Consider the following 12,443-nt stretch of genomic DNA (forward strand, 5'->3'; position numbering starts at 1 on the left):
TCCGGCCGCGCCGCGGCCCGCGCGCCCGCGCGCTGACGCGCCACCGCCGCCATCGCCCCGTCCTCCGGCGCCGCCGAAGACGTCCTCGACCGCCGGGACGGACCTCGTGCGCACCGGCACCGGTGCGACGCCGGCGCAGCCCGGTGCGTCGGCCAGGTCGCCGAGGTCACCGAGCACGACCACGCCCCCGAAGCCGCCAATGCCGCCGAAGTCTTCGAAGCCCCCGAAGCCCGCGGCGAGCGGCCCGGCCGCGGACGCCGGGGTCGTCTCGCACGGGATGGCGCAGCGCCTCGCCGAGCGCGACGCGATGCGCCGCCACCGGCTGCTGCGCCGTGTGCTGGGGTGGACCGCCGCGCTCCTCGTGGTCGCGGGTCTGGCCTGGGTGGCGCTGGTGTCGCCGGTCCTGGGCCTGGACACCGAGCGCGTCACGATCAGCGGCCAGGGGACGGTCGTCGACCCCGCGCAGGTCGCCGCCGTCGTCGGGGAGGCCGCCGGCACGCCGCTCCCGCGCCTGGACACGGTGGCGCTGCGCGACCGCGTGCTCGACCTCAACGGCGTGCGCGACGTCGAGATCCGCCGGGCCTGGCCCACGGGGCTCGACGTGCGGATCGAGTCCCGCGAGCCGGTGGTCGCGGTCCCGGTCGACGAGGGGTTCGCCCTGCTCGACGCCGACGGCGTGCGCGTGCGCACGGATCCGGCGGCGCCCGAAGGGCTGCCGCAGGTCGAAGTCCCGCTCGACGACGCCGACCCGCTGGCGCTGGACGCGGCGATCGTCCTGCTCAACGCCCTGCCACCGGAGCTGCGCGCGGAGGTCGAGCACGTGTCGGCGTCCACGCGGGACGCGGTCGTCATGGGGCTGCGCGACGGGGACACCGTCGAGTGGGGGAGCGCGGAGGACGCGGCGCTCAAGGTGCGGGTGCTGCAGACGCTGCGCGCCGTCCCGGAGAACGCGGAGGTGACGGTGTTCGACGTCTCCGCGCCGACGCTGCCGGTGACGCGGTGAGCCGCGGCACCGGTGCGGGAGAGCTCGTGCAGGACGAGGACGGCGACGTCCTCGGGACGAACGACGACACGCGCGCGCGGGTCGTTGATGAACGGTACGTCGGCACCTACCGTCGACACGTGAACAACCTGACATAACTCTAACCCTCTAGTTGAGGGTGAAGGTTCAGGGCGACAGATCGAGAGGCATCGACGTGGCAACTCCGCAGAACTACCTGGCAGTGATCAAGGTGGTCGGCATCGGCGGCGGTGGCGTGAACGCCGTCAACCGGATGATCGAGGTCGGCCTCAAGGGTGTCGAGTTCATCGCCATCAACACCGACGCGCAGGCGCTGCTGATGTCGGACGCCGACGTCAAGCTCGACGTCGGTCGCGAGCTCACGCGCGGTCTGGGTGCCGGCGCGGACCCCGAGGTCGGCAAGAAGGCGGCCGAGGACCACGCGGACGAGATTGAGGACGTCCTGCGCGGCGCGGACATGGTCTTCGTCACCGCGGGCGAGGGCGGCGGCACGGGCACCGGCGGCGCGCCGGTCGTCGCGCGCATCGCCCGCTCGCTCGGCGCGCTCACCGTCGGTGTCGTCACGCGCCCGTTCACGTTCGAGGGCCGCCGCCGCTCCGTGCAGGCCGAGCAGGGCATCGAGAACCTGCGCAACGAGGTCGACACCCTCATCGTCATCCCCAACGACCGCCTGCTGTCGATGTCCGACCGCAACGTCAGCGCGCTCCAGGCCTTCCACCAGGCCGACCAGGTGCTGCTGTCCGGTGTCCAGGGCATCACCGACCTCATCACGACGCCGGGCCTCATCAACCTCGACTTCGCCGACGTCAAGTCGGTCATGCAGGGCGCGGGCAGCGCGCTCATGGGCATCGGCTCGGCGCGCGGCGAGGACCGCGCGGTCCAGGCGGCCGAGCTCGCCATCTCCTCGCCGCTGCTCGAGGCGAGCATCGACGGCGCCCACGGCGTGCTGCTGTCGATCCAGGGCGGGTCCGACCTCGGCCTGTTCGAGATCAACGAGGCGGCGCGGCTCGTGCACGAGGCCGCGCACACCGAGGCGAACATCATCTTCGGCGCCGTCATCGACGACGCGCTCGGCGACGAGGTGCGCGTCACCGTCATCGCCGCCGGCTTCGACGGCGGGGCGCCGCAGGCGCGTACCGACGGCCGCGGGCTCGGCCAGGTCGCCGGCGGTGCGCCGCGTCCCGCGACGAGCTCGGTCCCCGCGGTGCCCGGTGCGCGGCCGCCGGCGGCCACGGCCCCGGCGACGGGTGCCCACGTGCTGCCCCGCCCGCTGGTGCCGATCCCCTCCGAGGGCGACGACGTGCCGGTGACGCTCGACGGCGGCCCCGGTCCCGTGCCGGTGCAGCCCGCCGCCCCGGCCCCCGCGTTCACGGTCGTCGGCTCCGAGACCGACGCCGGGTACGAGACGGACCACGCGGCGCACGCCCAGAACCCGGCGGTCGACGTGCCGCCGCGGATGTACGACGAGGAGCCCGCCCGCCGCAAGGTGGAGGAGCTCGACGTGCCCGACTTCCTCAAGTGAGCTCCGCGCCGGTGCTCGAGGTCGACCTGGGCCCCGGTGTCCGGGCGGGCTTCACGACGCGCGCCGGCGGGGTGTCGCCGCGCCCGTGGGACTCGCTGAACCTCGGGCTGGGCGTGCAGGACGACGCGGCGAGGGTGCGGGAGAACCGCGACCGCGCGGCGGGATGGCTCGGGCGCCCTGTGCACTACGCCACGCAGGTGCACGGGACGGGCGTCCTCGTCGTCGGCGCGGCCGGGCGCCGTCCGGTCCGGGCGGGCGTCGGCGAGCCGGTCGCGGAGACGGTGCCCGACACGGCGCCGGACACGGTTGCGGACACGGTCGGCGACGCGGACGCGCTGGTGGGCGTCGACGGCGCGGGGGTCGGGGTGCTCGTCGCGGACTGCGTCCCCGTCCTCCTCGCCGACGTCGGGGCGCGGGTCGTCGCGACGGCGCACGCGGGGCGTCGAGGTCTCGCGGCCGGCGTGGTCCCGGCCGTCGTGCGCGCGATGGCGGAGGCGGGCGCGGAGCCGTCCCGGGTGCGCGCCGTCGTCGGCCCGTCCGCGTGCGGCGCGTGCTACGAGGTGCCGGCGACGATGCGCGACGAGGTGGCCGCGACGCGTCCGGCCGCGTGGTCGACGACCTCGTGGGGGACTGCCGCGCTCGACCTCCCGGCGGGCGTGGTGGCGGACCTCGACGCGTGCGGGGTGGGCGAGGTGCGGCGCACCGGGGTCTGCACGCTCGAGGACGAGCGCTTCTTCTCGCACCGGCGGGCAGCGCGTGCGGGCACCACGACCGGCAGGTTCGCGGGGATCGTCGCGCTCCGGACGTCCTAGCGCACGCCGTCGGGGCCGCACCGCCACGGTTCACCCGGCCCGGGCGTGTCGCGCACGCGCGCCGCGACCTGCTCGGTTACGGTGAGGCGACTGGTTTGACGACCGGTGACCCGACGGTACGAGTGAGGACGGAGCAAGGCCCATGGCGGGAGCGCTGCGCAAGACCATGCTGTATCTGGGCCTCGCGGATGATCGCGGCGAGGTCGACCAGGAAGAGTACGTCGAGGAGTACGACGAGACGGGGGCGGACGTGCCGCACGACTACCAGGCTCAGGTGACGCCGCTCCACCGCGCGCTCGGCCCGCGGGAGGTGCCGCAGACGACCATGTCGCCCTCGGAGCTGCGACGGATCACGACCGTCCACCCGCGCTCGTACAACGACGCCCGGGTCATCGGCGACGCGTTCCGCGACGGCACCCCGGTGATCATGAACCTCTCCGACATGGACGACGCGGACGCCAAGCGCCTGGTCGACTTCTCGGCGGGGCTCATCTTCGGGCTGCACGGAGCGATCGAGCGGGTGACGAACAAGGTGTTCCTGCTCTCGCCCGAGCACGTCGAGATCACGGGCGAGGACCAGGCCGGCCCGCAGGACACGCGAGCGGGCTTCTACAACCAGAGCTGACGCACGGCCGGTGCCGGCGCGTCGGGTGGCCGTGAGGGGGCCCGGCGCATGGCACAGTTGACCCCGTGATCCTGGACCTCGTCACCGGCATCCTCGGGTTCGTCCTGTGGCTGTACCTGCTGCTGCTCATCGGCCGTCTCATCTTCGACTGGGTGCAGGTGTTCGCCCGCGAGTGGCGGCCGCGCGGCGTGATGCTCGTGCTCGCCGAGATCATCTACACCGCGACGGACCCGCCGCTGCGCCTGCTGCGGCGGCTCATCCCGCCGCTCACGCTCGGGCAGATCCGCCTGGACCTCGCCTTCATCGTGCTCTTCCTCCTCGTGACGATCGCCCTGCAGGTCGTGCAGAGCATCTGAGCGCTCCCTCCGGGTCGCGGCGCGCGAGGCCGCGGTTCCCGGCCCCCCTGGGCAATCTCCGCTACTTTGGATCCTGGTGATCTCGAGGTCGCCCGGACCGATACGCAAACGCTATGAGGTGAACCGATGGCACTGCTCACTGCAGAGGACATCCTGAACAAGAAGTTCTCGGCGACGAAGTTCCGCGAGGGATACGACGTCGAAGAGGTCGACGACTTCTTGGACGAGGTGGTGAGGACCCTCAACTCCGTGCAGGAGGAGAACGAGGACCTCAAGTCGAAGCTCGCCGCCGCGGAGCGCCGGGTCGCCGAGCTGAGCAGGGCCGACGCTTCCTCCGCCGCGGCGGCGCCGCCGGTCGTCGAGACGCCGAAGGCGCCGGAGCCGGAGCCGGCCCCGGTCGCCGCACCGTCGCAGGCCATGGTGACGAAGAACGCGGCCGAGCCCGAGTCCGCCACGGGCATGCTCCAGCTGGCCCAGAAGCTGCACGACGACTACGTGCGGTCGGGCCAGGAGGAGGGCGACCGGCTCATCGCCGAGGCGAAGGAGGAGGGTTCGCGCATCGTCCGCGAGGCGGAGGAGACCTCCCACCGCACGCTCTCCCAGCTCGAGCAGGAGCGGTCGCTCCTCGAGCGCAAGATCGACGAGCTGCGCCTGTTCGAGCGCGACTACCGCACGCGTCTCAAGAGCTACCTCCAGAACCTCCTCGGGGACCTGGACAACCGGGGCAGCGCCCTCCCGCCGCGCAGCAACGTCGGCGGGTCCGGTCGCAGCAGCGACCTCGCGCCCGGCATCTAGCCTCAGCGTCGCATCGTCCGGCAGCGGCCGGTACGCGCGGCACCTGCGCTCCCTCCCCGCGGGGACGGCGTGGTGTGTTGTGCGTACCGGCCGCTGCGTCTACTCTCGCGTGACTCGACCCAGGAGGGCGACATGACGAAGCTCAGCACCGCGGCCAGGTCGGCCGTGCGCGACCAGTTCCCGAACCTCGCGAAGGACGTCCCGTCCTTTCCCGTGCGCGACGGGGAGGACCCGTGGACCGTCCAGGAGGTCGAGGAGCTGGCGGCCGAGCTGCTCTCCGAGAAGGAGCGGCTCGAGGGCGAGCTCGCCGCGGCGGACGCCGAGCTCTCGAACCTGCTGCGGAACTCCGGGGACGGTGCGGGCGACGACCAGGCCGACTCGGGGTCGAGCGCGCTCGAGCGCGAGCAGGAGCTCACGCTCGTGAACAACGTCCGCGACCTGCTCGCCCAGACGCGGCACGCCCTCGCGCGCATCGCGGCGGGGACGTACGCGACGTGCGAGGCCACGGGCCTGCCGATCGGCAAGGCGCGGCTCCAGGCGTTCCCGCGCGCGACGCTGTCGGTGGAGGCGAAGCAGCGCGAGGAGCGTCGCTGACCTCCGTCTGAGGTTCTCGCGCCGCGCGGCGCTGCCGTCGGTGCGGTCGGTGGACGGCTCGGTGCCGACGTCAGGTCGGTCGGAGGCCGCCCACGTGGCAGACTTGCCGCCGATGTCCACCTCCGCGCAGCCCGAGCCCGTCGACCCGGCGCCCGACGTCTCGTCCCACCGGCCCGCCGACGCCGCCCCTCCCGCGCCGGCCCCCGCCGGCGACGAGCAGCAGGGTCGTCCGCGACCCCGCCGACGCCTCGTCGCCTGGACGGTCGTCCTCGCGGTCGCCGTCCTCGCGCTCGACCAGCTCACCAAGTGGTGGGCCGAGTCGGCGCTCGTGCTCGGCGACGACACCATCCCGCTCGTCGGCGACCTCCTCGGCCTGCGCCTGCTGTACAACCCCGGCGCCGCGCTCTCGATCGCGACCGGCATGACGTGGCTCCTGACGATCGTCGTGGTGGCGGTCGTCGTCGTCATCGTGCGCATGGTCAGCCGCATCGGCTCGCGCGCCTGGGCCGTCGCGCTCGGTCTGCTGCTCGGTGGGGCGCTCGGCAACCTCCTCGACCGGTTCTTCCGCGAGCCCGGCTTCGCCCGCGGGCACGTGGTCGACTTCATCGACTACGCCGGGTTCTTCGTCGGCAACGTCGCCGACGTGGCGATCGTGGGTGCCGCGGTGATGATCGCGGTGCTGTCGGTCATGGGGATCGGCCTCGACGGCACGCGGCAGGGGCGCGACGACGAGGCCGCGCCCACGGGCGACGGCACCGCGGACGACGCGGCGTCGGCGGGGGAGGACCGGTGAGCCTGCGCGCGCTGCCCGTCCCGGACGGGCTCGCCGGCGAGCGCGTCGACGCCGGCCTGTCCCGCCTCCTCGGCCTGTCGCGCACGCGCGCGGCCGAGCTCGCCGCAGACGGCGCGGTGCGCCTCGACGGCCGGGTGGTCGGCAAGTCCGAGCGTCTGCCCGCCGGCTCGTGGCTCGAGGTCGACGTGCCCGACGCCGCGCCCGCCGCCGTCGAGGTCGTCGCGGAGCCGGTGCCGGGCATGGGCATCGTGCACGACGACGACGACCTCGTCGTCGTGGACAAGCCCGTGGGTGTCGCGGCGCACCCGTCGCCCGGCTGGACCGGTCCGACGGTCGTCGGCGCGCTCGCCGCGGCCGGCTACCGCATCTCCACGTCGGGCGCCGCGGAGCGCCAGGGCGTCGTGCACCGCCTGGACGCCGGGACGTCCGGCCTCATGGTGGTCGCGAAGAGCGAGGTCGCGTACACGGCGCTCAAGCGCGCGTTCAAGGAGCGCACGGTCGACAAGGTCTACCACGCGCTCGTCCAGGGCCACCCCGAGCCGACGACGGGCACGATCGACGCGCCGATCGGGCGCCACCCGAGCGCCGACTGGAAGTTCGCCGTCACGGCCGACGGCAAGCCGTCGGTCACCCACTACGAGGTGCTCGAGATGCTGCCCGCCGCCTCGCTCGTCGAGGTCCACCTCGAGACGGGGCGCACGCACCAGATCCGCGTGCACTTCTCCGCCCTGCGCCACCCGTGCGTGGGCGACCTGACGTACGGCGCCGACCCGGTGCTCGCGTCGCGCGTCTCCCTGACGCGTCAGTGGCTGCACGCGGTACGGCTCGGGTTCGAGCACCCCACCACGGGCCGCCGGCTCGAGGTCGAGAGCTCCTACCCCGACGACCTCGCGCACGCGCTCGAGGTCCTGCGCGGGGCGTACGCGTGAGCGCCGCCACGCCCGCGGCGCCGGGGACGCCCCGGTTCGTCGTCGAGCGCGTGCGCGACACCGCCGGGCTGGCCGAGGCGCACGCGCTGCGCCTCGCCGTCTTCGTCGACGAGCAGCACGTCCCGGTCGAGGAGGAGATCGACGACCTCGACACCGCCCCCACCACGACGCACGTCCTGGTGCGCGACGCCGCGGGCGCCGTCGTGGGCACCGGCCGGCTGCTCACCGACCCGGCGCACCCGGGCGAGACGCACGTCGGCCGCGTCGCCGTCGCGGCGTCGGCGCGCGGCACCGGCGCCGGCGCCGCGGTCATGCGCGCCCTCGAGGAGCTCGCTCTCGCCGAGCACGCGGTCCCGGGCCCGGACGGCCGCCCGACCGTGCGCGTGGAGCTCTCCGCCCAGGTCCGGGCTGCGGGCTTCTACGAGCGGCTCGGCTACACGGTCCACGGCCCGGTCTACCTCGACGCCGGCATCGACCACCGCGACGCCGCGAAGGCCCTCACCGCCTGACCCGGCGTCCGGTCGCCGCGCGCGGCTCTGACGTCCTTCGCACGGCCCCGGCCCCCGGGGCTCGTGACCCACCACCGCGCGGCGGCGACCCGCCACACGGAACCGGTGCTGCCAGAGACGTGACCGACGCGTCGTCCGCCATGGCCGGTGATGTCCGTGGCCGCGCCTAGGATCGACGCATGCCGAGCACGACCGAGGACTTCGTCCACCTGCACGTCCACACCGAGTACTCGATGCTCGACGGCGCGGCGCGTATCGGGGACCTGTTCGACGAGGTCGACCGGCTCGGGCAGAAGGCCGTCGCGACGACGGACCACGGGTACGTGTTCGGCGCGTTCGAGTTCTGGTCGAAGGCGCAGGCGAAGGGCATCAAGCCGATCATCGGCGTCGAGGCGTACGTCACGCCGGGCACGAGCCGGTTCGACCAGACGCGCGTGCGGTTCGGCGAGAAGGGCCAGGAGGCGGACGACGTCTCGGCGCGCGGTGCGTACACGCACATGACGCTGCTGGCGAAGGACAACGAGGGCCTGCACAACCTGTTCCGGGCGTCGTCGCTCGCGTCGCTCGACGGGCAGATGGGCAAGTGGCCGCGCATGGACCGCGACCTGCTGCAGCGCTACGGCAAGGGTCTGATCGCGACGAGCGGGTGCCCGTCCGGCGAGATCCAGACGCGCCTGCGCCTCGGCCAGTGGGACGAGGCGGTGCGGACCGCGGGCGAGCTCCAGGACATCTTCGGCCGGGACGGGTTCTTCATCGAGCTCATGGACCACGGCCTGGAGATCGAGACACGTGTCGTCAAGGACCTCCTGCGGCTCGCCGAGACGATCGGCGCGAAGGTCGTCGCGACGAACGACCTGCACTACGTGCGCGAGGAGGACGCGTCGAGCCAGGAGGCGCTGCTCGCGATCAACTCGGGCTCGACGCTCGACGACCCGGACCGGTTCAAGTTCGACGGCACCGGGTACTACGTGAAGTCCGCGGCGGAGATGCGCCGCGTGTTCGCCGAGCTCCCCGAGGCGTGCGACAACACGTTGCTCATCGCCGAGCAGTGCGAGGTGTCGTTCAACACCAAGGCCAACTACATGCCCCGTTACCCCGTGCCGGACGGCGAGGACGAGACGAGCTGGTTCGTCAAGGAGATCGAGCGCGGTCTGCACCGGCGCTACCCCGGCGGCATCCCGGACGCGTCGCGCAAGCAGGCGGAGTACGAGACCGACGTCATTGTCCAGATGGGCTTCCCGGGGTACTTCCTCGTGGTCGCCGACTTCATCAACTGGGCCAAGGAGCAGGGCATCCGCGTCGGCCCGGGGCGCGGGTCGGCGGCGGGGTCGATGGCCTCGTACCTCATGGGCATCACCGAGCTGGACCCGCTCAAGCACGGCCTGATCTTCGAGCGGTTCCTCAACCCCGAGCGCGTGTCGATGCCCGACGTCGACGTCGACTTCGACGAGCGCCGGCGCGGCGAGGTCATCCGGTACGTCACGGACAAGTACGGCGACGACCGCGTCGCGCAGATCGTCACGTACGGCACGATCAAGGCGAAGCAGGCGCTCAAGGACTCGTCGCGGCTCCTGGGCTTCCCCTTCGCGATGGGGGAGAAGCTCACCAAGGCGATGCCGCCGGCGGTCATGGGCAAGGACATCCCCCTGTCCGGCATCTTCGACCCGAAGCACGAGCGCTACGCCGAGGCGGGCGAGTTTCGTCAGCTGCACGACACGGACCCGGAGGCCCAGCGTGTCGTCGAGCTCGCGCGCGGCATCGAGGGCCTGAAGCGCCAGTGGGGCGTGCACGCGGCGGGCGTCATCATGTCGAGCGAGCCGCTCATCGACATCATCCCGATCATGCGCCGCCTCCAGGACGGCGCGGTCATCACCCAGTTCGACTACCCGACGTCCGAGGGCCTCGGCCTCATCAAGATGGACTTCCTCGGGCTGCGCAACCTCACGATCCTGGAGGACGCGCTCGAGAACATCGAGATGAACGGCAAGGACCCGATCGCGATCGAGACGCTCGAGCTCGACGACCGGGCGGCGTACGAGCTGCTCGCGCGCGGCGACACGCTCGGCGTGTTCCAGCTCGACGGCGGTCCGATGCGCGCGCTGCTGCGCCAGATGCGCCCCGACAACTTCGAGGACATCTCCGCCGTCATCGCCCTGTACCGGCCCGGGCCGATGGGCATGAACTCGCACACGAACTACGCGCTGCGCAAGAACGGCCTGCAGAAGATCGAGCCGATCCACCCGGAGCTCGCGGAGCCGCTCGCCGAGGTCCTCGACGAGACGTACGGCCTCATCGTGTACCAGGAGCAGGTGCAGAAGGCCGCGCAGGTCCTCGCCGGGTACTCGCTCGGCCAGGCCGACCTGCTGCGTCGCGCGATGGGCAAGAAGAAGAAGGAGATCCTCGACAAGGAGTTCGTGCCCTTCCACGCGGGCATGAAGGAGCGGGGGTACTCCGACAAGGCGATCCAGGCGGTGTGGGACACGCTGGTCCCGTTCGCCGGCTACGCGTTCAACAAGGCGCACTCGGCGGGCTACGGCCTCGTGTCGTACTGGACCGCGTTCCTCAAGGCCAACTACCCGACGGAGTACATGGCCGCGCTGCTCACGAGCGTGCGCGACGACAAGGACAAGTCGGCGCTGTACCTCAACGAGTGCCGGCGCATGCACATCACCGTCCTGCCCCCGGACGTCAACTCCTCGGCGGCCAACTTCACGGCGGTCGGCGACGACATCCGCTTCGGTCTCACCGCGGTCCGCAACGTCGGGCGCAACGTCGTCGACGCGATCGTCGCCACGCGCGAGGAGAAGGGGGCGTTCACGTCCTTCACGGACTTCCTCGACAAGGTGCCGGCGGTCGTCTGCAACAAGCGCACGATCGAGTCGCTCATCAAGGCCGGCGCGTTCGACTCCCTCGGCCACGGCCGCCGGGCGCTCCTGGTGGTGCACGAGCAGGCCGTGGACTCGGTGATCAGCGTCAAGCGCAAGGAGGCGGAGGGTCAGTTCGACCTCTTCGCCGACTTCGGCGCGCAGGACGACCCGGCGATGTCGTTCAGCGTCGACGTGCCGGACCTGCCCGACTGGGACAAGAAGCAGCGGCTCGCGTTCGAGCGCGAGATGCTCGGCCTGTACGTGTCCGACCACCCGCTGTCGGGTCTCGAGCACGTGCTCACGCGCGCGGCCGACACGGGGATCGCCGCGCTCATCGCGGACGAGGGCCGCCCCGACGGGTCGACCGTCACCGTCGCCGGCCTCATCACCTCGCTGCAGCGCAAGATGAGCAAGAACGGCAACCCCTGGGCCGCCGTGACCATCGAGGACCTCGAGGGCGCGGTCGAGGTGATGTTCTTCGGCGAGACGTACCTCGCGTACTCGACGATCCTCGCCGAGGACCAGGTGGTCGTGCTGCGCGGCCGGGTGCGGCGGCGCGACGACGCGATGCAGCTGCAGGCGATGGAGGTGTCGTTGCCGGACGTCTCGGTCGGCCCGGAGTCGCCGATGGCGGTCAAGGTGCCGCACACCCGGTGCGTCGAGCCCGTCATCGCCCGGCTGCGCGAGGTGCTCGCGACGCATCCCGGCTCCGCCGAGGTCCACGTGCAGGTGCTCGAGCCGGGCAAGACGACGATCGTGCGCGCCGGCGACGCGCTGCGCGTGGAGAAGTCGCCCGCGCTGTTCGGCGACCTCAAGGCGCTGCTGGGGCCGTCGTGCCTCGTGTGACCCGCCCGGCCTCGCGCCCCGACCTGGAGCCGGCCGCGTGATCCGCCTCAACCCCGAGCAGCGCGTCTTCGTCACCGAGCGGCACCTCGCCACGCTGACGACGTTGCGCGCCGACGGGACCCCGCACGTCGTGCCCGTCGCCTTCACGTGGGACCCGGACGCCGGCGTGGTGCGGATCACGTGCAACCGGTCGTCGGTCAAGGCACGCAACGCGCGCCGTCGGGGCCCGGACGGCGCGCCGCCGCGGGCAGCCGTGTGCCAGGTCGACGGGGGCCGCTGGATGACGCTCGAAGGGACCGTCGAGGTCGTCGAGGACGAGGCGGAGGTCGCCGACGCCGTGGCCCGCTACGCGCGTCGCTACCGGCAGCTGTCGCCCAACCCGGAGCGGGTCGTGCTGCGGCTCACGCCGGACAAGGTGATGTCCTCGACGTACATGGCGGGATAGGCCGCACCGCCCGCGCCGGCGAGGGAGGTCAGGCCACCGTCGCGCCCTGCTGACCCTGCGGGTGCTCGACCGTCACCGTGTCGCCGCGTCGCAGCTGGCGGCCCCGGCGCGTGTCGACCTCGCCGTTGACGCGGACCTCCCCGTCGGCGACGAGGTCGCGCGCCTGCGCGCCGGACTCCGCGAGCCCCGCGAGCTTGAGGAACTGCCCCAGGCGGATGACGTCGTCGGCGATCTCGACCGTGGGGAGGGTGGCGTCCGCAGGCTGGTCCATGGGGACATCGTCGCACCTCGTGCCCGCACGTTCCGTGCTCGGCCGGTGCCCTCCTAGA

At 72.7% G+C, this 12,443-nt stretch carries 13 protein-coding genes; 12 read left to right on the top strand and 1 reads right to left on the bottom strand.

The features are described 5' to 3' along the window. Positions 1–199: 199 nt before the first annotated feature. The 12 genes from ACFTZA_RS03135 to ACFTZA_RS03190 all read left to right on the top strand — a co-directional run bounded on the left by ACFTZA_RS03135 (position 200) and on the right by ACFTZA_RS03190 (position 12,114). On the top strand, positions 200–1,003 hold the full coding sequence (locus tag ACFTZA_RS03135; RefSeq protein WP_378190638.1) for a cell division protein FtsQ/DivIB: 804 nt from the start codon (positions 200–202) through the stop codon (positions 1,001–1,003). 193 nt (positions 1,004–1,196) lie between these two features. Beyond that, complete coding sequence (ftsZ, locus tag ACFTZA_RS03140) at positions 1,197–2,543, top strand: cell division protein FtsZ (RefSeq protein WP_378190640.1); 1,347 nt, start codon at positions 1,197–1,199, stop codon at positions 2,541–2,543. Next, positions 2,540–3,355 (top strand): polyphenol oxidase family protein, encoded by an 816-nt coding sequence (locus ACFTZA_RS03145; protein ID WP_378190642.1) that lies wholly within the window; start codon positions 2,540–2,542, stop codon positions 3,353–3,355. The genes ftsZ and ACFTZA_RS03145 overlap by 4 nt, the downstream gene beginning before the upstream one ends. 142 nt (positions 3,356–3,497) lie before the next feature. Next, positions 3,498–3,980, top strand: a complete 483-nt coding sequence (locus ACFTZA_RS03150; RefSeq protein ID WP_378190644.1) for a cell division protein SepF — start codon at positions 3,498–3,500, stop codon at positions 3,978–3,980. A gap of 71 nt (positions 3,981–4,051) precedes the next feature. Next, positions 4,052–4,336 (top strand): YggT family protein, encoded by a 285-nt coding sequence (locus tag ACFTZA_RS03155; protein ID WP_378190780.1) that lies wholly within the window; start codon positions 4,052–4,054, stop codon positions 4,334–4,336. Positions 4,337–4,462: 126 nt separating this feature from the next. Then, on the top strand, positions 4,463–5,131 hold the full coding sequence (locus ACFTZA_RS03160; protein ID WP_378190646.1) for a DivIVA domain-containing protein: 669 nt from the start codon (positions 4,463–4,465) through the stop codon (positions 5,129–5,131). Positions 5,132–5,263: 132 nt separating this feature from the next. Continuing rightward, the gene (locus tag ACFTZA_RS03165; protein WP_378190648.1) at positions 5,264–5,725 is read left to right on the top strand and encodes a TraR/DksA family transcriptional regulator; all 462 of its coding nucleotides are present in this window, start codon (positions 5,264–5,266) and stop codon (positions 5,723–5,725) included. Between the two features lie 112 nt (positions 5,726–5,837). Beyond that, the gene (locus tag ACFTZA_RS03170; RefSeq protein ID WP_378190650.1) at positions 5,838–6,518 is read left to right on the top strand and encodes a signal peptidase II; all 681 of its coding nucleotides are present in this window, start codon (positions 5,838–5,840) and stop codon (positions 6,516–6,518) included. Beyond that, complete coding sequence (locus ACFTZA_RS03175) at positions 6,515–7,447, top strand: RluA family pseudouridine synthase (RefSeq protein ID WP_378190652.1); 933 nt, start codon at positions 6,515–6,517, stop codon at positions 7,445–7,447. The genes ACFTZA_RS03170 and ACFTZA_RS03175 overlap by 4 nt, the downstream gene beginning before the upstream one ends. After that, complete coding sequence (locus tag ACFTZA_RS03180; RefSeq protein WP_378190653.1) at positions 7,444–7,956, top strand: GNAT family N-acetyltransferase; 513 nt, start codon at positions 7,444–7,446, stop codon at positions 7,954–7,956. The genes ACFTZA_RS03175 and ACFTZA_RS03180 overlap by 4 nt, the downstream gene beginning before the upstream one ends. 179 nt (positions 7,957–8,135) lie before the next feature. Beyond that, positions 8,136–11,669 carry a DNA polymerase III subunit alpha gene (dnaE, locus tag ACFTZA_RS03185; protein WP_378190655.1) on the top strand — a complete coding sequence of 1,178 codons (3,534 nt, stop codon included), beginning with the start codon at positions 8,136–8,138 and terminating at the stop codon, positions 11,667–11,669. A 37-nt stretch (positions 11,670–11,706) separates the two neighbouring features. After that, complete coding sequence (locus ACFTZA_RS03190; protein ID WP_378190657.1) at positions 11,707–12,114, top strand: pyridoxamine 5'-phosphate oxidase family protein; 408 nt, start codon at positions 11,707–11,709, stop codon at positions 12,112–12,114. Between the two features lie 28 nt (positions 12,115–12,142). Here ACFTZA_RS03190 and ACFTZA_RS03195 read toward each other — a convergent pair whose 3' ends face one another. Beyond that, on the bottom strand, positions 12,143–12,385 hold the full coding sequence (locus tag ACFTZA_RS03195; RefSeq protein WP_378190659.1) for an RNA-binding S4 domain-containing protein: 243 nt from the start codon (positions 12,383–12,385) through the stop codon (positions 12,143–12,145). Positions 12,386–12,443 lie beyond the last annotated feature (58 nt).

It is taken from the genome of Cellulosimicrobium sp. NPDC057127, assembly GCF_042670945.1.
Taxonomy (GTDB): domain Bacteria; phylum Actinomycetota; class Actinomycetes; order Actinomycetales; family Cellulomonadaceae; genus Cellulosimicrobium.